Genomic DNA, 20,423 nt, shown 5'->3' with positions numbered 1-20,423 from the left:
TGTGAAATTTTCATTAACTAAGGCATGACAAACTTTAAGCAGACAACCATCAATTTTTTGTGAAAAAGACGCCAACGATTAGTTGGCGTTGGGTCATACGCTGAAACTTGCGAAGTATTTGAGAATGGTTCAGCTTTTATTCAGCAGACAATGCGCCCCCTGTAGGTGCTGCCGCAGGCTGCGATCTTTTGATCTTGATCTTTAAAAGATCGCAGCCTCGTTACACTCGACAGCTCCTACAGGGATCGGTATTTGATTTTTAAGAAGGGCTGCGCAATTTCTGGTTTGCCCGGACTAGACGGCTCTGCGCCTAATCATCTACCCCGCCCAAAGGTCTGATGATGGAAAACGTCCGCGCCACTGCCCGTCCCGCTGCCTGGCTGATGCTTGCCATTATTCTGGTCGCGCTCAATTTACGTCCGTCGATGGCAGCAGTCGGCCCCTTGTTGTCGGCCATTCGCGTTGACATCCCGCTGAGCTTCAGTGTCGCGTCACTGCTGACCATGCTGCCGGTGATGGCCATGGGGCTGGCGATGTTTTTCAGTCTTGGCATCAGTCAACGGCTGGGCGAACAGCGGATGGTGCTGTTGTCGTTGCTGGTGATTGCCCTGGCAACGTTGTCGCGGTTGTTTATCGACACCGCAGTTCAGTTGATCTTCAGCGCCGTGTTGGCGGGCATCGGTATTGCGCTGATTCAAGCGTTGATGCCTGTGCTGATCAAATCGCGCTTCGCCGACAACGTCGCGCTGTGCATGGGTTTGTACGTCACGTCGATCATGGGCGGCGCCGCCATTGCAGCCACGCTGGCACCGCTAGTGATGGTGCAAACCGGGAACTGGCGCAGCGGTTTGGCCATCTGGGCGATTCTGGCATTGCTCGCGCTGGTGTTCTGGTGGTCGCAACGTCGCCAGTTGAGCACCTCGCTGGCGACCGCCAGCAGGAAAGATTCGTTCTTCGCCAATTCCCGCGCCTGGTTACTGGCCATCTTCTTTGGCCTGGGGACGGCGTCCTACACCTGCGTACTGGCCTGGCTCGCGCCGTACTACGTGGAAAAAGGCTGGAGCGAACAAAACGCCGGGCTGTTGTTAGGTTTTCTGACGGCCATGGAGGTGATTTCCGGCCTGGTGGTGCCCGCGATCGCCAATCGCAGCCGGGATCGGCGTGTGATTCTGATGGCGTTACTGCTGCTGATCATCACCGGGTTTTGCGGCCTGATCCTCAGCCCACAACAGCTCAGCCTGCTGTGGCCCTGCCTGTTGGGGCTGGGCATTGGCGGTTTGTTTCCGATGAGCCTGATCGTCTCGCTCGATCACCTCGACAACCCGCAACGCGCCGGTGGGCTGACCGCATTCGTGCAGGGCATCGGTTACTTGATCGCCGGCCTTTCGCCGCTGCTGGCCGGAATGATCCGCGATGGGCTCGGGAGTTTCGAGTGGGCCTGGTGGTCACTGACCGCTGTGATGGGCGTGATGCTGTTGATGGTGTGGCGCTTCGATCCCAGGCATTACGCCCGACACTTTCCCTCGTCGAACTAAAGGCTTCTGGCCATCTTTCAGCGGTTTAATTCGTGACGTCGTGTTACTAAAACTTTCTGTCCCACAACTGACCGTGAAACGTCCTACAGAGCTTTGTCCTGGCACCATCGTTCCGTTAGGATCATTCGCACACGTTTGCGCGGATTCAGCGCAAGGAGCACAGCGAGACAGAACGGATGCTGAACAGTAACTTGCTACGAAAGCTCGACATGCAGGATCTCATGGTGTTTATCGCTGTTTATGAGCAAAGCAGCGTTACCGATGTGTCAGAAACCCTGTTCGTCAGCCAGTCCACCGTCAGTTACTGTTTGAAAAAACTGCGCACCAGTTTCGAAGACGAACTGTTCATCAACACCCGCACCGGCATGCGCCCTACCTACAAGGCCAGCACCATGTATGGCCATGTGCAGAAGATCCTCGAAAGCATCAACCTGTGCCACGCTGGCGCCCCCACGTTCGACCCGACCCGGCAAGCCGTCACCTTCAACATCTGCGCGCCGGAATACTTCGAGCAACTGATTCTGCCGCGCCTGTTGAAACGTTTCGATTTCGATGACCTGCCGGTGATGGTCAACATGCACAAGTTCGAGACCGACGTCCCGGCGGATGAACTGCGCGACGGCAGCCTCGATCTGGTGATCAGCTTCGGCCCCAACTTCCACCGCCACCACACTGACCTGAAGTCACGGATGCTGCTGGAGGATGATCTGGTCTGCGTCTTCGACAAACGCGCCACGCCACTGGAACCGCGCCTGAGTCTGCAGGCCTTTACCGAACGTCGGCACGTGTTTCCAACGCCATGGACATCGACCACCAACATGGTCGACGGCTGGCTCGCGCGGCAGGCGCAAAAACGCCAGATCGTCGCGCGCTCAAACAGCTACAGCGCGGCATTGAAAATGATCACCGGCACCGACTTCATCCTCACCCTGCCCCGCCGTATCCAGCGTTTGCTGACCAACGAGGCGGTGTTCAATCACTGTGAGGCGCCGAACGGCTTGCCGGGCTTCACCCTCGACATGCAGTGGAGCCAGAGCGTTGATCAGGACAGCGCCAACCTGTGGTTGCGCGAGCAGGTGGTCAAGGTGTGCAGCGAACTCGAAGCGGCCTGAGTCCTACACACCCATCGCAGTTTTGCTGTAAGACTCGCGATCCATGTCGACCAGTTCGACACATAGCTGCACTTCGACGCCGGCCGGCCATTCGCACAGGTCCTGCAAGACCGCCAGCAGGCTTTGCGACAACTGCTTCTTGATCTGCGGCGAACGCCCGCTGAGCAGCGCCAGCTTCACATAAATGAAGGCGCGCTCGGCCATGGCGGTGCCGACCTTGAAAGTCTCGACCTTAATTGCACGACTTTTGATATCGAACTCCGCCGCGAACTGACCGGAGCCCACCAGGGTGTTGTTGAGCCGCATCAACGCGACGTCGGCGTTCAACTGCGGCAGGTTGGCGGTGTATTCCATGTGCAGGTGTGGCATTGCAGCTCCCCGGTGAGTTGGCAGAAAGGTCGTACATATAGCACACGCGGCTCATCACTAATCCCCTGTAGGAGTTGTCGAGTGAAACGAGGCTGCGATCTTTTGAACTCGAGACTTGAAGATCAAAAGATCGCAGCGTGCCGCAGCTCCTACAAGGTGTTGTGGCTCAGGATGCGCTCAACGGCCGTTCGCTCATGAACTGCTCCAGCCTGGAACGCAGCCAGCGCTCGGCCGGATCGCTGTCCACATGGCTGAGCCAGACCATCGACAGATCCAGCGTCGGCGTCTTGAACGGAAAGGGTTCCTTGAACAACAGCCCTGAAGTGGCCATGGCCGCTGCGGTGTAATCCGGCAGGCTGGCAATCAGGTCGGTGCCGGCCAGCAGCGCCGGCAACGCACTGTATTGCGGCACTGACAGCACCACCTGACGAGTGCGCCCGAGCTCGGCGAGCCACTCATCGGCAAAACCACTGACGTTGGCCGTGTGCGAAACCAGCACGTGTGGACGCGCGCAATATTCATCCAGAGTCAGCGGTGTATCGCTGGCGTCGGCGCGCAGGATGCTCGGCTGGATATGCCGCAGTAGTTTGCGTTTGGCATTGGCCGGCAGACCGCGGGTCTGGCTGATGCCGACCGTGATATCCCCCGCCGCGAGCAGGTCGGGGATGCGCCAGTAATCAACGTGCTGCACCACAAACACCACGTTCGGCGCTTCCTGGCGCAACGCCCGCAACAGCGGCGGCAGCAGGCCGAACTCGACGTCATCGGAAAGACCAATGCGAAAGGTCATGGTGCTGACGGCCGGGTCGAAATCGCGGGTCAGGCTCAGCGCGACCGAGAGTGAATCCAGCGCCGGCTTGAGATGGCGGAAAATATCTTCGGCACGGGCCGTCGGCTCCATGCGATGGCCGACGCGGATAAACAGCGGATCGTTGAGCATCGTCCGCAAGCGGTTGAGCGCCGAGCTGATAGTGGGCTGGCCGAGAAACAGTTTCTCCGCCGCCCGGGTCACATTGCGTTCGAGCATCAAGGTCTCGAACACCACCATCAGGTTGATGTCGGCCTTGCGAAGTTCATTGCGGTTCATCCATTGCCCCCTGCCCCCCGGAATACCGGCAGTGTAGAAAGGCCGAGGCCCCGGCGTCCATCGCCACGCTGCGTCAGTTCACCGTCAAGCGCTTCAAGCCCAGTCCCATGACCCGGGAATCGTCATTGATGCCCAATTGTTCAGGACTGATGGCGTCGGGCAATTGCAGCTCGATCGTCAGGCGATCATGGTCTGCCAGATGCTGACGGATCGCAGGACTGATCGGGATCTCCAGATGATTATCCTCATGTTGCACCAGCCGCGTGCTCAGCACCTGCTCGCCATTCACACTGACAATCACCCGCTGTGCCGGATGTTGCGGCAAAACGAATGCCATGACCTCCAGCGCAATCGAGCGCGCCTCGGGCGAAACCCGCAAGTCGATCTGCGCTTGCTGCCCCGCCGACCATGTTCCCCAGTTTTCCGAGGCCGACCAACCGCTGGCCAACTGCCGGGCGGCGTAGTTGAAGACCAGTGTCTGACCCGGACGCATCAATGCCAGCAATGCCATGCGCCGCCCTTCATCCGGCACGCTCAGGCATTGAGAACAATGCTTCCAGCCCGGCGCCAGCACTACCAGACCATCCACCCGGGTCAGCAGATCCGTTTCACTGTTGACGCTTTTGGCGGCATCGGCCAGCACGGAATCGTCGAGGATGTACAACGAGTCGGCATCGTATTGACCCGACTCAAGCATGCGCTGCGATTTCTGCCGGGCCTGATCCAGCGCGGTGGAACTCATGCGTCCCAGATAGACGGCGTCGGTTTTCAGGCCGTGAGTCGCGGCGAAATAGGCAATCATTTGCCAGCGTTCGGACTGATTCTGCGGCATCAGACTGCGCACCTTCGAGTAATGCGCCGCTGCACTCGCCCAGAACGGATCACGCATCGGCGTTACCCATTCTGCGGACGGCGTCATCAACTTGCCGTTGCGCAACCCCATCCAGCCGTTGCGCGTGTCGACGACCTGCAACGTCAAGGCCAGCGCCAGCAGCGCGATGACGATGCGTGGCCGGTAACCGCGCACCAGCAGGAACATCACCATCAGAATGAGCGCGTATAACACCGGCCAGAACATCCGCCCCGAGGCGCGAAAAACATTCGCCAGTTTGATGGCGATTTTCGGTAGCGGGTAGCTGAACGTGTGTGCGCCGACACCGATCTGGTTCGATAGCGCGAACAACGATAAACCGATCAGCGCCAGCAATAACCAAGGCCGAACGCGAAGCTCATCCTTCAGCGGCTGGCGGTTTCTCAGCCAGGCAATCAGTGCCAACGGCACCAGCAACAACACGCCAAGGCCCGGATAGTTGAAGCCTTCGTAATCGCCACTGGCTTTCGGCAAATTCGGCAAAATCAATGACCAGCCTGCCGGGTCCAATGGCGACAGCAGGTTCATCCGGTACAAACCGAAACCGCCGGATTGCGCGCCGTCAGCAATAGCGAAGTAACCGGCCTGCCAGCAACTCACACTCACCCCGGCAAACAGCAACACGCCTTCGAGCAGCCCCTGACGTCGAGTCAATTGTTGGCTGAAGGTCTTGCCGAGCAGATCCGCCACCCAGATCAGCGCCACCATCGCCAGCAGGTACGCATGCACCATCGCGGTGACCGCCAACAGCGCGCCCCAGGCGAGTCCGCGTCGATACAGGTTCGGTAATAGCGCCAGGTACAGCGCCGCCAGAATCAGGAAATGCCCGGACAGGGAAAGGTGTCCGCCCATGCGCAGGAACATCGGCGGCGAAAACACCAGCAAACCTGTGCCCAGCAAGCGAATCAGCGGATTACCCGTCATCAGCCCGAGCAGTTTCCAGGCAAACCAGGCTTGCAGAACGAAACACGCCAGCAGCCACAGGCCGAAGTACTGGAAGGTCGCCGGTAACCACGCGTTGAATGGCTTGAACAGCAACGCCAGCAGCGGATTGGAGTCGGAGAAAATAATCGAATTGCCCAACTCCAGACCATAGAAAGGGTTAAGCCCCAGCGGAAAGGTCCAGGGTGAATGGCGGAAATATTCCCAGCCCAGATAATGCGTCGCCGGATCGCCCTGCTCCAGCCAGGCAATGTTTTGCGGATCCAGCGCTTGCGGCCCGATCACACAGAAAAATGCCAGAAGGCCGAGCAGCAAAGGCAACAGGCCCAGCGCCGGGTGGTTTCGTGAAACCTTCATCGATATGTCCAGAAATTGTGCAAGACAAAGGTGAACGCTGGAATCGTCAGTGCCACCGCAACGATGCCCAGCAGATAGTGCAGCCCGGCAACCTGCGCGGCCCAGGCAACGAACATGGCGAGGAAGAAGCCGCCCACGGACACCAGCAAAAAACGCAGCAGCGTTCGTCCGTGCAAGCGGGCAGAAAAACTCCAGGTGGTGTTGATCACGTAGGAAACCACCGTCGCTACGGCAAACGCCACGCCGTTGGCCAGCGGCGGTTGCGCCGCAATGAAGTTGATGAACAGCACCGCCACCAACCCATGCAGCGCGGTGACGAACAGCCCGGTCACGGCAAAGCGCAAACCACGCTGGATCAATATGTCTTTTTTCGTCGAGGTCACGGTTTGCGCGCCAGCACGAACACACTCAACCCGGCCAGGCGGTTCACGCCCAGCAACGGCAGTTCAAGGCTGCACAAGGTTTTGAGGACAGCGTTCACCAGCGGATGATGACGCTTGAGTTGCGAACGCGGCGGCCGGGCTTGCGCACCTTGCGGCAACAAGCGTAGTGCCGCCGCAAGCGGAAACACCGCGCCGAAATAATAGGCACCGCGCTGCACCGTCAAACCAGCATCCCGCGCCAGCGTTTCGAACTGAGCCAGGGTGTAGCGGCGCTTGTGCTCGAGAAAGTCATCGTGCCCGCTCCACAAGAACTGGAACGCCGGCACAGTCATCAGGAATCGACTGCCCGACGGCACTTTATCGGCGTACATCTTGAGCAAACCGAGGTCGTCATCGACATGCTCCAGTACGTCCATCAACAACACCAGATCGGCATCGATGGTTTCGATCCCGCGACGGTAGTGCACCGGTTTGCCGGCGGTGGTCGCGCTGGAGTCGGCGGGATAGCTGATATCCACGCACCACGCTTCGCGTGCATCGGTGTGCGTCAGCAAATGGTGGGAGAAAAATCCCGAGCCGGCGCCGACATCGAGGATTCGCTTGATCGGTGCTTCACCGAGCATCCGTGTGGTGGCTGCGGCTTTCGAGCAGTAATACCAATGCTCGCCGATGCTGTCGCCGAGGATGTCGGTTTCCTTGAGATCCATGTATCAGTCCTTGGGGTCGTAGACGCGACGCACCAGAAAAACCGGCCGGCGTTTGGATTCGATATACGTGCGGCCCAGGTACTCACCGAGCACGCCGATGCCGATCAATTGCAGCCCACCGAGAAAGGTCACAGCCACCATCAGCGAGGCATAACCGGGCATGTCGATGCCGTGAATCAATGTGCGCACGACAATGAAAATGGCGAAGGCAAAGGACACCAGTGACACCAGCGCGCCGACATACGTCCAGACCCGCAATGGCTCGGTGCTGAAACTGGTGATGCCCTCCAGGGCGAAATTCCACAAGCGCCAACCATTAAACTTGCTCTGCCCCGCCACGCGCTCCGGACGTTCGTAATCGACATGTGTGGTGCGAAAGCCGACCCAGGCAAACAGGCCTTTCATGAAGCGCCGGGATTCGGGCAGCGTCAGCAAGGCATCGACCACGCAGCGATCCATCAGACGAAAATCGCCGACGTTTTCGGGTAAAGGTTGTTCGGCAATCTTGTTGTGCAGGCGATAGAACCAGTGAGCGGAAGTCTGTTTCGCCCAGGTGTCGCTGCGACGGCTGATGCGGTGACCGAGCACCACTTCAAAGCCTTCTCGCCAACGCTCGATCATCTGCAAAATGACCTCCGGCGGGTCCTGCAAATCAGCATCGATGGGGACCACGATCTGTCCGGTCGCGATCTGCAAACCGGCGGACAGCGCCGCTTCTTTGCCGAAGTTGCGGCTCAGGTCGACGATACGCAGGCGCATATCCTGACGCTGATATTCGAGCAGGCGTTCGAGCGTGGCATCGGTGCTGCCGTCATTGACGAACACCAGTTCAAGATCGATTGACGCCTGCGTCTGAAAGACTTCATTGATGCGCCGCAAAAAGGTGTCGAGGCTGTCCTCCTCGTTAAAAACGGGGACCACCAGCGATAACGTCACCTGCCCGGCCTGCTGCGTTCCGTGCTCAGTCAAAGGAGTGCTCTTTTTATAGTGATTGTCGGTCGCCGCACGATGTTCGACGCCATGAGCCGTCCCGTATTAAGCAGGAGCGCCGACGGCGTTGCAAGGAGCAGACGGCGTCATATCGGCCAATCCAGAGGCCGATTCCCGCGCTCTAGCCCGCGCCCTTCAGAAACATCCGCCAACGATTGGAAACAAATGTCCGATAGCCAAAAAAACCCTCTGCGCTAGGCTTGCGACCATGCGCCACACAGGCTGTCGCACAATGAATCGCATGGAGCGAACTGAATGTATTTCGAGATTTACAGGCAATCCAAAGGCACCCCGAGCACCGGCAAAGGGCAATGGCGCTGGAGGCTGAGGGCGGGTAACCACGAGACCATCGCCAGTGGCGAATCTTATGTGAACAAGGCAGATTGCTTGCATGTGATCGGGTTGATCAAGGGGGCAACGGGGGAGACGCCGGTCAAGGAGATTTAGCCGCTCTGCACTCCCCTGCGGAAATGGAAAAGCCCCACAGTTTAAAGACTGTGAGGCTTTTTTCGGGCTGGTATCGAACAAGCTTGAGCGCTTTGCGCGACTGTGGGAAAGACCTGAAAGAGACCCGCGCGCAATGCAGGCCTCTTGTTCAGTCCGCCAGCCAGGCGTTTCGCCACGCCAACAGATGTTCGTCCTTGAGCATCCAGTGATCGAGTACAACGCTGCGCAGGGCCTCCCCAGCCCTGGCGCTGGCATCGGGTTCGGCAAGATGTTCGCGAATAGCGGCAATCCAGTCTTGCGAACGATTCCTGACCCTCGTCACCGGGAAATCACCCCGATAACAAACGATGTCCGAGCAGATCACGGGGAAACCACAGGCGCCATATTCCAACAAGCGCAAATTGCTTTTGCAGGCGTTGAAAAAGTTGTCTTTCAGCGGTGCCAAAGCCAGATCCAGGTTCAGACCGGCCAGTCTTTGCGGGTATTTTTCGATACTCACCCCCCTATGGAACTCATGGACATAGGGACGCAGTGCTGGGGGACACATCCCCATGAACACCCATTCAACTTCGCCTTCCAGCGCACGAACCACTTCGGCGATGACCTGCAGATCGGCGCTGTGACTCGAGCCGCCGGCCCAGCCAACCCGAGGCTTGCGGCCTTGTTGGCGATGGCTGGTCAGGTCGCTCCACCAGTGGCTCGGCAGACGGTTTTCCATCACCCGGATGTCGGTATTGAAGCCCTTCAGCGCATTGGCCAGCGGTTCGGTCGACACCACCAACCGATCGCACAGCCCTACGGCTTTCTTCAAGCGTTGGGTAATGTCTTTGGGAAGCAATTCGTGGTTCAAATTGCCAGCGGGCACGTCAAGAATATAGTCGTCCAGCTCGTACACCTTGAACGCCCTGAAGAATGCCTTGGTGTCTTGCATGTACTCCAGATGAGGCGTTGTGTGCTGCCCCTGGAAAATGATCGTGTCCGGCGCAATACGCTCCAGTTCTGTCGGTTGCAGCCCCTCGTCGCTCACCGTTCCGCCGATCAGCTGCGCCGCTTTCAGGGCAGCGAAAGGCTGACGCACGCGGTAGTGTCCGCTGCCGAAAGAGTCGAGGGGGTGACACAGCACGTGAGGCAACTCACGACTGGCGAACGGGTGCCAGTCAGTATCGGTGCGGTATTTGGAGGAAAAACCACTGCCCTCCAGAGTCAGGTTGCGGTTGTAGGCCGGATCATTGGCGATTTGCGCAAGCCAACGCTGGTACATCACCGACTGTTCGCTCTTGAACCGTTTGCGCTTGGCTTCCTCCTTGGTCGTGTCGACGTTGTTCTGGCTCACACTGGCTTCGTGAACGAGCAGCGCATAAGGCGTCCAAACAATCAGCCGTCCGGCCTGGCCGACTTTCAGGCACAGATCCACATCGTTAAAGGAAACGGCCAGGCCGACCTCGTCCATGCCACCCACTTGCTGGTACAGCTCGGTGCTGATCATCAGGCAGGCAGCGGTGACCGCGCTGTAGTTCTGATCAAGATGCAAGCGGTGAAGGTAGCCGTTGGACTGCATTGAATCGCCGATAAACGGGTGGTCTGCAACGCCACGCAACCCGAGTACCACGCCTGCATGCTGGACAGTCCCGTCGAGGAATAACAGCTTGGCGCCCACTATCCCCACTTCTGGCCGCTGGGCGTGATGGAGCAGCGCTCCAAGCCAGTCGCCATCAATGATCGCCGTATCGTTGTTGAGCAGCACCAGGTAATCGCCGTGGGCATGGCTGGCGGCAAAATTATTGATCGCCGAATAGTTGAACGGGTGTGGATAACGCAGGATGCGCACTTTCGGATTGTTCAACAGTTCCATACCGTTGAACCAGTCCCGGGCTTCGTCGGTTTCGCTGTTGTTGTCGATGATGATCAGTTCGTAATTCGTATAGCTGGTTTTCTCCATGATGCTTTCGATGCAGCGCAGTAGCATCGGCAGGCAGTCCTTGGTGGGAATAAGGATCGAGACCAGCGGCTGCTCCGCATGTCGGTAGACCACACGGTTAGCCATCGGCAACGGTCCGGCCTGCAGCTCATGAGCCACGCCCAAGCGCTGCAAGTGCGCCCCGACGATGAGTGCCGAGTTCGCGATGACTTGGGGCTCACTGAGCCACTGGGGGAAATTGATGGCCTGATGCACCAGCACATCCGCGAGGTGCCCGACAGTCCCCAGACCGTGAGTTTCAATCAGCCGAAAAAGCAAATCATGGGGCGCCAGTTCGCTGAAGGCGGGATCAAAGCCGTCAGCAGCCAGTGCGGCTTCGCGACTGAAGGACAGTGCGCGGCCGACATACGGATAACTGCGCAACATATCCAGATTCAAATCCGGCTTGAATACCGGGCTCTGGCAGCCTTCAGCGGTCAGTGAGTCTTCATCGCTGTAGCACGCGCTGACACCGGGATTCAGCGCGATGCCTTCGGCGAGCAAAAGCAGCGCGTGAGGATCAAGTTCGTCTCCTCCCCGTAGCAGGTACCACCAGTCGACGTCGATCTCCTGCAACAACTCATTGAGCTGGCTCGGCCAGGATTCGGCCAGCGGTAGCCAGACCAGATTGGCCGCTGGTGTCACACCAACAGGTTCGGCGTTGGAGAGCACCACGATGGCCGCCGCCTGATAAAGCTGACGATCGATGCTTGCCAGGCTGGAACGCAACAGTTCGATGTCACCCGCAGTGTCGGTCAACACCAACAACACGTCCGGTTGCCGCGGCCAGCTCGCCAGTCGCGCGGGTAAACCTTCAACCTCGACGGCAGCCAGTTGTCGACTCGCCAGCCAGCGCTGATAAAGGTCGATATTGCGCTGCTGGCGACCAACATTCGCCAGAACGCCGAAAAAACGCTCCAAAGTGTGTGCGAGCGTGCCGTCGAGCTGGCCGCTTTCAGCTTCGAAATCGTTGCTCGTGAGTTGCATCCGCTCCAGAGGGGCAAACACTTCCGTGCGCGCAAAGAACATGGTGCCGGCGAAATAATCCGCTTCGTTGATGCCTTGCGGATCAATGCCGCCACGCTCGGCCAAGGTGACAAGCAAGGCGCGATTGCTTTCGCTGAGGAATCGGGTGACTGGCAGCAGGTATCGCTGGGGCCCCAGCATTGGAACGTGCACCGGGTCGGCAAGGTGTTCCAGCGCTCGACTGAATCGTACCGGGCCCAGCAGGTCATCGAATAGTTCAACGCCCCAGTCGTTCTCTGCGCCCAAGTGCAGCGAACGCTTGGTGTGCAGCTTGACCAGCGTGCGAATATTATCGGCACGCAAGAACGGCAGCACCCGCAGAAACGGCAAAACGTCCCTGCCGTGGTTCGGCACCCGGTATAGCGAAAAACTTAAAGTGCTGGCCGTCAGTTGAGCACAGATCTCATCGTCACGACCGGCTACGCAGGTTACGTAGAGATGCAGGCGTTCAGGCAGTTTAATCAAACGGCGCAGAATATCTTGCAGCACTTCGGGGTAATACGCATGGATAACCACGCCGACTGGCGGCTCGCCATCCTCGAATACTGGCGGCTGCGCAACCAGTACTTCGCACTCGTCGACGCGGGGTGCGGCGCTGCTGCCTGACTTGACGGACTGACGTTCAGAAACGCGGTGAGCACCTTGGGCTGATGGTGGAATCATCATATTCAAACCAATTCAAATAGGGGGCGAGGCTGGAACTCGCTGGATGCGCCTTTCACGGCCGAGGCGAGCAAGTATCCACTTTAGTGAAAGCGCTGGCCTCATGGCTGGACAGAGGATAAACGACGACAGGTGTGATCTGGCGGCTGATCGCTGGCCAATAATGACGGCCCCCTACTCTGCGAACGCGGCTTTAAATGGGTCGGCGAGTCCTGTGAGCGTCGTATCCCTAATGTCGGCAGAGGCTGTGTTTACTTAAATGGCCTCTCTGCCGATGACCTCACCGTGCAACACGCGCTTCAGCGCCTTCGCTATCGCCACGAATACTGGATTCGCAGAAACGAAAAAGCCCCGTAGATTTTCATCTACGGGGCTTTTTCTATGTAATGGCGGAGAGATAGGGAGGCTCCACATAACGGTAAGAAACTCAACGACCATTGATTTTACGGGCTTTCACAGCCGTTTTACGTACAATAAATACGTACAAACGATCACTGGTACATCAAAATGGCAAACAACTTAGAACTCCAAGGGGGCACCTACCACGTCAGGCTAGCCGTCCCCGTAGACGTACAAAAAGCATTCGGCGGACGCCGTGTACTTTCTCAAACACTTATGACAGGTACACACCAAGAAGCACTGGATCGCAGACTTCCCATTCTTGCCGCCTGGAAAGCTCAAATCAAAATTGCACGCGAAGGAAAACCACTGCCTGAAGGCTGGCAGGACAATCTAGTTTCAGGACTGCTTGAACTGGAATCCCTGAAGCGGAACCGAAAACTCCACATCATCGGTGAACCTACAGCCCCATTGGCCGTCAGCGAATCAGAAGTCGAAGCGTTCAAGGCAAAAAATCCAGGGTTTGTCGCACTACTTGAAAGAGTCATCGACCACGAATGGGACAACGGTGTAGAAGGCGAGTTACGCATCCAAGAAGGCTTGCATCGAGCATTCAAAAAAACGATTCAAAACGAATTCGCCTCGATGCATCATCTGTCCTCGGACGAGCACAAAGAATTGGCAGGGCTGATCAATAACCCGAAGTCATACACACCCAAATCCCCCATTACCAAAGCAAGGCTGGCAACGTTCCGAACCTTTCGAGAAAACCGAAACATCGCCGCCAAAACGATTGATCAGCAAGAGTCCAAATTAGAAAAGCTGTCGGCATACCTCGCGCAAACAGGTAAACCGCTGGACTTCGATGCGATTTCGTCGTGGTTGGATTCAATCAATTTGGCGAGTAAGACCCTGACGCAATACCTGCTGGCGGGGAATGTCTTCTGGAAATGGGCAATGAAGCATGACGCTCGTTGGCGGATCGACTACAAGGACAGAGCCAACCCATTTGAAGAACACGATCTGCCGAAAGTGAGAGGCAGGGACAAGGTAGACGCGCAACGCAAAGACTTCACCTTGGATGACCTTACAAAGCTACACGCGGCAGCGGTTTCAGAAGGACTACAGGCCCTAGCGGACCTGATCCTACTTGGAACCTTCACAGGGGCCCGTATCGAAGAACTGTGCCAACTGAAGAAAGACAACGTGATCACCGTGGATAACGTTCTTAGCTTCGATATTACTGACAGCAAGACCAAAGCTGGAATCCGGGTCGTCCCAATCCACCCTGGCATCATCGATCTTGTGAAACGACTGATCAACGATTCGACTGATGAATACCTTATCGTTACCAAAAGTCGTAGCAAATATGGCATCCGATCAGACCCGATGGTGAAGGCTTTTGGCAGGTTGAAGACAGCCCAAGGATTTGGTTCGGATCGTGTTTTTCACTCCATCCGAAAGACCGTCATTACCCAGCTTGTGAGGGCGAACGTGCAAGGCACTTTGATTGCTGAACTTGTAGGTCATGAAACCGGGCTGGTTACATTTGACGTGTACAGCCAAGGGGCGACAACCGCGCAAAAATTCGATGCCATATCGAAGCTTCCACAGTTGAGCAAGCTTGAATCTGCTGGTATAGGTACGTAACTGCCACAGCTAACCACATACCGGGCCCCATGGGCCTTTAGGGAGAATATAGGGTGGTATCAAAACACCCTCGCCCCCCCCTCCCGGCTTCACCCCAAAAGCCCACTTGTGCAACCCCTGGATACAGGTCCGACCACGAGGGCCGCATGAAAACGTAAGCCTTGATTAAAATCAGCGGATTTAATTCGCTAAAAGCGAATTATTTTTTTGACTATTTTGAATTTGTCTGCGAATATCTAGCTGCGGTCGATGATTCATCTCGATTGTTGTTGGTGCATAGCACCGTGGAGGCTTTAGCCTCTAACCCTTGGGCGGCACAGTCGGCGTACGTCGTGATCTACGCGTATCACCGGTGCGTACCGACCTAGTCAGGCTTCGTCGAGACTCGAAGCCAGGTGATTCCAGCGAGGGGGAAAAGCACAGTTCAATCATCGTTTATTTGGCTTGTAAAGGTTGCTTCGAGAGGCTGATCCGTTGGATTGGCGCAAACCCTTACAGGAGCATCAAAAATGCAACCAAATGATGAAAAAACCGCAGGACTGTGCCTGGTTAAACGGAACAAACGGAAGCGTCTGAAGCTGCTCAAAGCTTTTCTATATGCGATAAAGATTTTGGTACCACTTTTCGCATTGATTGATAAGCATTGGACAAGACTAGTAGCGCTCTTCGAATGAGTCTGCATAACCTACCCCGCTGTCGTCACATCTTTGCTGTAGGTGTATTATGCTAAACAAAGCACTTAAACTCATCCGATCATACTATGACATCTCACAGACCGAACTGTCATCGCAACTCGGAATATCAAACTCACACCTGTCCGAAATCGAGTCAGGTAAAAAACAACCTTCCATAGAGCTACTGCGAAAATACAGTAGCAACTTTGATATCCCTCTTTCATCAATACTGTTTTTTTCTGAACAGTTAGATTCTCAAAAGCCAACCGATCAAATACGGGTCGGAATTGCAAAGACCATTGTTTCATTACTTGAATGGAATGAGAATCGAAATGCAGCCAAAGAAGAAAGAAAAAGCAAAACGAAAGCCTGACAACCAAATTCCAGTCAATCAATGCCGCTTATACAAAGTCACTTCACCGAAGCGATTGGCTGAAGCTTTGAACTTGAGCGTGTCGGGTTTGAATGAGTTACTAATATGCACCAAAAACTATCGCTTCTTTGATATTCCGTTATCAGTCAATCCATTCACAGGAAAGACTCGAAAAAAACGCTCAGTGCAAGAACCAACGCAAAAACTACGACGCGTACATAATCGAATCTTGTCTTTGTTGCGGCGGATGAGTTACCCGGACTATGTTCAAGGTGCGGTAAAGCACCGATCATATCAAACAAATGCGGAAGCTCATAAAGGTTCACGCGAAGCCGCAACATTTGACATAAGCAGCTTTTATGGTTCAACCAAATATCATCTGGTCCATGACTTCTTTGTACGCGTCATGTGCTGCCCCAGCGACATTGCGGGAAAGCTCGCCAATTTAACTACTTGTAATGGGGCCATGTCTACCGGTAGCCCGTTGAGTCCATTACTGTCGTTTTGGGTCGCAAAAAAAATGTTTGATGAGTGCCATGCGCTTGCTGGCTCATACAACCTAAAGTTCACATGTTACATAGATGACCTGACCTTTTCTGGCGAGAAAATTCCACGCATACTCAAATCAAAAATAAAAATCATTGTAAGTCGGTATGGATACAAGCTCGCAGAGCATAAAACCCGTAACTTCAAGTTCGGACAGCCTGCACATATTACTGGCATCATCTCACTTAACAAAAAGCTGCATGTTCCTTTTTCAAGATTAATGGCAGTTCGTAAGGTTACAAACGCAATCGAAGGCAATGGTGAGTCTTTTGGCTTCACTAAAGAAGAACTGAAAAAGAAGCTTGCTGGTATGGTAGGCGAAGCAGCGACGATTGATAGTCGATTTGATAAGTGGGCTATGTACACTCGGAATGAAATTGTAGACCCTCCAACCTCTTAGCAGCCGCGACCAAACCATGCTGGGTTTCAGTTCCACTGTAACCGTACTTCGTTATTGTCCTTACGAGCTTCACTACCACCTTATTAACGATTCATAGTGCATTTATACTCTTCACTCTCCAACAACGTGGTACGTGCTTCCCCCCCGTAGTGGCAGTGACATTCCAATGACGCTTTACCGTAGCAATGCCAATACCGAGTTCACTGGCAACTCGTGTCTGAATAAATCCTTGCTGTTTCAGTCGTTGTACGTCGTTCGTCGTCTTGATCGCAACAGGACGACCAAGCTGCTTTCCCTCAGCCTTGGCGCGCATCAACCCTTGCTGCGTACGCTCTATCAGCAGGTCACGTTCAAACTCTGCTACTGCGCTCAAAACCTGCATTGTCATCTTGCCTGCCGGACTGGTCAGGTCTACGCCGCCTAATGCGAGGCAATGCACGCGAATTCCAATTCCAGCTAGATGTTCAACGGTCTGGCGCACATCCATTGCGTTTCGGCCCAATCGGTCCAGTTTGGTCACGATCAGTACGTCACCTGTTTTCATTCGATCCAAGAGCTTTTGAAACCCTTGCCGCTCACAGGCAGCGATGCTGCCCGATATGACTTCTTCTATTACCCGGCTTGCCTGTACGTCGAATCCCGCTGCTTTCACTTCTTGCACTTGGTTTGCTGTGAACTGAGTGGATGTTGAAACACGGCAGTATAGAAATGTTCGGGACATGGGATGCGCTCACGTATCATTAAACGTGGTATCACTGTAGATTGGTATCACTATATTTGCAATGCTATTTTGTTGATACGTTTAAGACCGTCATTTTCGAGAATCATCAAACGGTCGTTTGATGATGCGTTACGTATCAAAGAATGGGGTTCCTTGATTCGGGACTGAAATTGGCTACACTCAACTGCCCCATCTGCTGGATCCGACTGTCAAACGCACTACGTCAGTTCATCAGCTCAATCGTCAAATTGGCTTCGTTAACCTCGTATGTTGAGACCTGAGCATCACTTTTGGGCAGCGTGGGTTCTATTTCCAGACGCGCAGTGAAGGTCTTGCCCTGGGCAAGCTGGCCGCTTGAAATGGCAGCAAAGCTCTCACCGGGTCGAAGCAAGGCCGAATCCCCCGCGTCTCCATTGATTACCCCATCAGACGTGGCGCGGGCTATCAATACACTTCTGCCGTCTATTTGAGCGTCAAATAACCGAACTATCATGCTGCCGCGATTGCCATAACGAAAATCTTCTCTAGCACTGCGTTCCCCGCGTAACATTAGACGCATGCTCTGGGTGTAGGGACAAGCCACATTAAGCGTCAGCGTTCGCTTGCCGAATGTGACGTTGTTTTGGCCTATTTGTGCATCCTGCAGTTGCCAGCGTGACAGGGTGCCGTAATCAACGACCCCCCCCCCTACGGTCAAACTACAGCGGCTATCAATCGGTAGGGTAGTAGGGATGCTAGGTAATTCGCCGATCAACTGCGAGTTCGCCTCTGCGTACTGACCAAAGACAAATCCCAGTACCAACGGAACTAAGAGCATTTTCATCGGGTTCTCCTATCAGCGACATTGCGCGCTGGCGGTTTCGTACAGTTCATTCCCATTCGCCGTGTACGGCAGTGAGAGGAAGAATGTGCAAAGGGTATTACCGGAGCTCTGCACTTCCAGCGTCCCTCCATTGCCGGCATCAGAAATGAATACGATGCCTTTCTCACCCACAACAGTCACGAAACCGCCGGTTTCATTAAATACACTGGCTCCGCGTGGTAGTGGTTTACCTTGATCATCTTTGACATCCACCAGAACCCGGCGCGTACGCACCACATCAAAATTGACGTAGTTAACTGAACCGCGAGCGGCCTCTGTTTCCTGGTAAGCGTTGGCTATGTCGACATTCTTCGCCAAGCTACGGGTGTCTACCTGAATGGAAGAGCGCTTGAAACCATTGAGTGAGGGCAAAACCGCGTTCCCGTCTGAATCAGTCCAGGTTGGGCCGGACGGGGTATCGAGCTTTACCCCACCTTCTTCACCAACCTTGGCGATGCCAAAGGTATCTTCAACGCGGTAGGGTGAAAGCGTAAACCCCTTCTCGTGTGCTACCACTGCACCTGTAGCGCGGGCCGACCAAGAGCTGTAGTTATCGGAGTCGCGACTGAGGCTGCCACTGAGCTGGCTGACCGGCGTGACCATATCCACGGTGCCGCTGGTTGAGGTGCGCTGATTAAGAAAGTCCTGCTCACTCGACAGGCTCCAGCCCCGATCACGGCTGGAACGGTCACTGTAACGTACCCCCGCGCGGCGGCTATTATTCGAACTTCTGACCCAACTGCTGACACTACGGCTGCCGAAGGGGATATTGACTGTCAGGTAAAAACGGGTGTCGGAATCCATGGTCGAAGTGCCGGTGTCTTGCTCCAGACTGGCAGCGACGTAGACTTGGCCAAACTGTTTGCTCCAACCACCGCGCATATAGTCCGTGCTTTCACCGTTGAAGTCCGTGCTGCGCGCCATCGAGAGTGACAGGCTACCGAGCGACTGTGTTGACCACCCCAAACCTACACCGACTTGTTTAAAGCTGCGCCCCAGAGTGCTCTCGAGGTCATCGTCCTGCAGGGCATCATTGAGCTCGCGATAACTGTCGGTTTGCTGGCTGGCGTTGACACTGACGCTGACGCGCTCGCTCAGGTTGTGGGTCAATGAAGCCGTGAGCGACGCTCCCCTAAAATCATGGGCGGCATCCTCAGAAAATGTGCCTTGCAGGGACAGCAACGTAGAGTCCCAAGGCTGGGTATCAAGGCCGACGGCGCTCGCGCGATAGGGGGCCGACCCAAGCAGGCCGGCATTGAGCGTGACGTGCGGATTTAGCACCCAGCCATTGGCAATAGTCGCAAGCAGGGGCGATTCGCTACTGCCTTCTTGATCAAGCTTACCGACACCAATGGAGAGACCTGGCGCTACCGTATTACCGTTGAGCAGCAAGGCGGAAGCCGGCACGGTAAATTGACGCCTTTCACCATTGCTTCCCGTCATAGTGACTTCCAGATCTGATCGGGTGTTAAGCAATGAGAAGCCCTGTAACCGGAAGGGGCCTGCCGGAACTGTGGTGCTGTGCACCAGTACGCCGGACTGGCGAATTTCAACCACCGATTGGCTATCGGCAATACCCTCTACTAACCCAGGGCCTCCACGAGAACCCTGGAGTGCGGCCTCGGGAAACATTTGAAAGCCCATCACCTGACCGGTACCGAACATGGAGTTGGAAAGACTGACCTGCCCCGCTTGAAGAACCTGTTTAGAATCAGTAAAGGTGCGTTGCGTGTAGGCTGCTTGGTGCTGCATCGTGTCCACACCGTTAAAGCGTGAAAATGTCTGGCGACTTCGGATGATCCAGTCGTTGACATTGAGTCCAGCTTCGCTTGCCAGTTGCATGAAGGTTACGCCGGCCGTGGAGCCAGCAGAGTCCAGGTACTGGCCATCATAATTGAGCATCCCGGCAACGCCACCGTGATGCCAATTGCCACTTTCGGTTCCAGGATTGGCGACGGCCTGTAGTGGAAGCACCAGATCAACCCGACCCGCTCCCGGGTCTAGATTGAGCTCAGTTTGCGGCCAAGCGGTTTTCAGATCGAAGCAGGCGATCTCTTTGCTAAAGCTAGGAGGGGATAATAATCCAGCTTGCTTCTGAAAGCTTTTGTCAGCACACAGTTGTCCGTTGTTATCAAAACGCGCCGTGATTTTTCCACGCGCACTGCCGTTCACCGTTAATGTCACCGAGTTCTCGCCAGGAAGAAAGCGTGGCGCATGACGAAACAACTCAGCGAGCGAGGGGTCAACGCCCCGTGAGTTGATTGCCTGAGTGTCAAACTCAGTTTCGAATGCCTGCTGAGGGTTTTCTGTTGCGTAGGCTTTGGGTGCCACGACAATCGCCGCTAACACAGCGAGCGAAAGTACAGAGTTCTGAAGACACTTCGTGAAGTCGTTCTGATACGGCTGTTGCAC

At 55.4% G+C, this 20,423-nt stretch carries 16 protein-coding genes; 6 read left to right on the top strand and 10 right to left on the bottom strand.

Going from position 1 to position 20,423, the window contains the following annotated elements:
* Positions 1-341: 341 nt before the first annotated feature.
* Positions 342-1,535: a cyanate transporter gene (locus tag P3G59_RS07420; RefSeq protein ID WP_277761053.1), complete on the top strand. Its 1,194-nt coding sequence runs from the start codon at positions 342-344 to the stop codon at positions 1,533-1,535.
* 176 nt (positions 1,536-1,711) lie between these two features.
* Complete coding sequence (locus P3G59_RS07415; protein WP_007911368.1) at positions 1,712-2,647, top strand: LysR family transcriptional regulator; 936 nt, start codon at positions 1,712-1,714, stop codon at positions 2,645-2,647.
* 3 nt (positions 2,648-2,650) lie between these two features.
* Here P3G59_RS07415 and P3G59_RS07410 read toward each other — a convergent pair whose 3' ends face one another.
* The 6 genes from P3G59_RS07410 to P3G59_RS07385 all read right to left on the bottom strand — a co-directional run bounded on the left by P3G59_RS07410 (position 2,651) and on the right by P3G59_RS07385 (position 8,332).
* Positions 2,651-3,016, bottom strand: coding sequence for a 5-carboxymethyl-2-hydroxymuconate Delta-isomerase (locus P3G59_RS07410; RefSeq protein ID WP_277761052.1), 366 nt, complete (start codon positions 3,014-3,016; stop codon positions 2,651-2,653).
* Positions 3,017-3,182: 166 nt separating this feature from the next.
* Positions 3,183-4,103: a LysR substrate-binding domain-containing protein gene (locus P3G59_RS07405; RefSeq protein WP_016984680.1), complete on the bottom strand. Its 921-nt coding sequence runs from the start codon at positions 4,101-4,103 to the stop codon at positions 3,183-3,185.
* 73 nt (positions 4,104-4,176) lie between these two features.
* Positions 4,177-6,273 carry a DUF6311 domain-containing protein gene (locus P3G59_RS07400; protein ID WP_277761051.1) on the bottom strand — a complete coding sequence of 699 codons (2,097 nt, stop codon included), beginning with the start codon at positions 6,271-6,273 and terminating at the stop codon, positions 4,177-4,179.
* Positions 6,270-6,656 carry a GtrA family protein gene (locus P3G59_RS07395; protein ID WP_277761050.1) on the bottom strand — a complete coding sequence of 129 codons (387 nt, stop codon included), beginning with the start codon at positions 6,654-6,656 and terminating at the stop codon, positions 6,270-6,272. Before P3G59_RS07395 ends, P3G59_RS07400 begins: the two co-directional genes overlap by 4 nt.
* Entirely contained in the window at positions 6,653-7,363 is a 711-nt protein-coding gene (locus P3G59_RS07390; RefSeq protein ID WP_277761049.1) for a methyltransferase domain-containing protein, read from the bottom strand. The genes P3G59_RS07395 and P3G59_RS07390 overlap by 4 nt, the downstream gene beginning before the upstream one ends.
* Positions 7,364-7,366: 3 nt before the next feature.
* Positions 7,367-8,332: a glycosyltransferase family 2 protein gene (locus P3G59_RS07385; protein WP_277761048.1), complete on the bottom strand. Its 966-nt coding sequence runs from the start codon at positions 8,330-8,332 to the stop codon at positions 7,367-7,369.
* A 276-nt stretch (positions 8,333-8,608) separates the two neighbouring features.
* On the opposite strand from P3G59_RS07385, the gene P3G59_RS07380 reads away from it, so the two are divergent.
* Positions 8,609-8,800 (top strand): DUF1508 domain-containing protein, encoded by a 192-nt coding sequence (locus P3G59_RS07380; protein ID WP_277761047.1) that lies wholly within the window; start codon positions 8,609-8,611, stop codon positions 8,798-8,800.
* Between the two features lie 148 nt (positions 8,801-8,948).
* Here P3G59_RS07380 and P3G59_RS07375 read toward each other — a convergent pair whose 3' ends face one another.
* Positions 8,949-12,446 (bottom strand): rhamnan synthesis F family protein, encoded by a 3,498-nt coding sequence (locus P3G59_RS07375; RefSeq protein ID WP_277761046.1) that lies wholly within the window; start codon positions 12,444-12,446, stop codon positions 8,949-8,951.
* A 507-nt stretch (positions 12,447-12,953) separates the two neighbouring features.
* On the opposite strand from P3G59_RS07375, the gene P3G59_RS07370 reads away from it, so the two are divergent.
* The 3 genes from P3G59_RS07370 to P3G59_RS07360 all read left to right on the top strand — a co-directional run bounded on the left by P3G59_RS07370 (position 12,954) and on the right by P3G59_RS07360 (position 16,428).
* Entirely contained in the window at positions 12,954-14,435 is a 1,482-nt protein-coding gene (locus tag P3G59_RS07370) for a tyrosine-type recombinase/integrase (protein ID WP_277761045.1), read from the top strand.
* A 723-nt stretch (positions 14,436-15,158) separates the two neighbouring features.
* Entirely contained in the window at positions 15,159-15,482 is a 324-nt protein-coding gene (locus P3G59_RS07365) for a helix-turn-helix transcriptional regulator (protein WP_262133956.1), read from the top strand.
* The gene (locus P3G59_RS07360; RefSeq protein ID WP_277761044.1) at positions 15,442-16,428 is read left to right on the top strand and encodes a reverse transcriptase family protein; all 987 of its coding nucleotides are present in this window, start codon (positions 15,442-15,444) and stop codon (positions 16,426-16,428) included. Before P3G59_RS07365 ends, P3G59_RS07360 begins: the two co-directional genes overlap by 41 nt.
* A gap of 91 nt (positions 16,429-16,519) precedes the next feature.
* Here P3G59_RS07360 and P3G59_RS07355 read toward each other — a convergent pair whose 3' ends face one another.
* From P3G59_RS07355 to P3G59_RS07345, 3 genes are all read right to left on the bottom strand, one after another.
* A complete protein-coding gene (locus tag P3G59_RS07355) occupies positions 16,520-17,149 on the bottom strand; it encodes a recombinase family protein (protein WP_277761043.1) in 630 nt (209 codons plus the stop codon).
* A gap of 223 nt (positions 17,150-17,372) precedes the next feature.
* Positions 17,373-17,972 (bottom strand): DUF1120 domain-containing protein, encoded by a 600-nt coding sequence (locus P3G59_RS07350; RefSeq protein ID WP_277761042.1) that lies wholly within the window; start codon positions 17,970-17,972, stop codon positions 17,373-17,375.
* A gap of 12 nt (positions 17,973-17,984) precedes the next feature.
* Entirely contained in the window at positions 17,985-20,423 is a 2,439-nt protein-coding gene (locus P3G59_RS07345; RefSeq protein ID WP_277761041.1) for a fimbria/pilus outer membrane usher protein, read from the bottom strand.

It is taken from the genome of Pseudomonas sp. A34-9 (genome assembly GCF_029543085.1).
Lineage (GTDB): Bacteria > Pseudomonadota > Gammaproteobacteria > Pseudomonadales > Pseudomonadaceae > Aquipseudomonas.
Note: the sequence above shows the minus strand (reverse complement) of the source record. Positions and strands in the feature narration are given on the sequence as shown.

What these genes read in the sequence shown, in the direction of transcription:
- P3G59_RS07420 (WP_277761053.1), top strand. Translation starts at nt 342, where the DNA reads ATGGAAAACGTCCGCGCCACTGCCCGTCCCGCTGCCTGGCTGATGCTT.
- P3G59_RS07365 (WP_262133956.1), top strand. Translation starts at nt 15,159, where the DNA reads ATGCTAAACAAAGCACTTAAACTCATCCGATCATACTATGACATCTCA.
- P3G59_RS07390 (WP_277761049.1), bottom strand. Translation starts at nt 7,363, where the DNA reads ATGGATCTCAAGGAAACCGACATCCTCGGCGACAGCATCGGCGAGCAT.
- P3G59_RS07380 (WP_277761047.1), top strand. Translation starts at nt 8,609, where the DNA reads ATGTATTTCGAGATTTACAGGCAATCCAAAGGCACCCCGAGCACCGGC.
- P3G59_RS07350 (WP_277761042.1), bottom strand. Translation starts at nt 17,972, where the DNA reads ATGAAAATGCTCTTAGTTCCGTTGGTACTGGGATTTGTCTTTGGTCAG.
- P3G59_RS07360 (WP_277761044.1), top strand. Translation starts at nt 15,442, where the DNA reads ATGCAGCCAAAGAAGAAAGAAAAAGCAAAACGAAAGCCTGACAACCAA.
- P3G59_RS07405 (WP_016984680.1), bottom strand. Translation starts at nt 4,103, where the DNA reads ATGAACCGCAATGAACTTCGCAAGGCCGACATCAACCTGATGGTGGTG.
- P3G59_RS07375 (WP_277761046.1), bottom strand. Translation starts at nt 12,446, where the DNA reads ATGATTCCACCATCAGCCCAAGGTGCTCACCGCGTTTCTGAACGTCAG.
- P3G59_RS07400 (WP_277761051.1), bottom strand. Translation starts at nt 6,273, where the DNA reads ATGAAGGTTTCACGAAACCACCCGGCGCTGGGCCTGTTGCCTTTGCTG.
- P3G59_RS07370 (WP_277761045.1), top strand. Translation starts at nt 12,954, where the DNA reads ATGGCAAACAACTTAGAACTCCAAGGGGGCACCTACCACGTCAGGCTA.
- P3G59_RS07410 (WP_277761052.1), bottom strand. Translation starts at nt 3,016, where the DNA reads ATGCCACACCTGCACATGGAATACACCGCCAACCTGCCGCAGTTGAAC.
- P3G59_RS07355 (WP_277761043.1), bottom strand. Translation starts at nt 17,149, where the DNA reads ATGTCCCGAACATTTCTATACTGCCGTGTTTCAACATCCACTCAGTTC.
- P3G59_RS07415 (WP_007911368.1), top strand. Translation starts at nt 1,712, where the DNA reads ATGCTGAACAGTAACTTGCTACGAAAGCTCGACATGCAGGATCTCATG.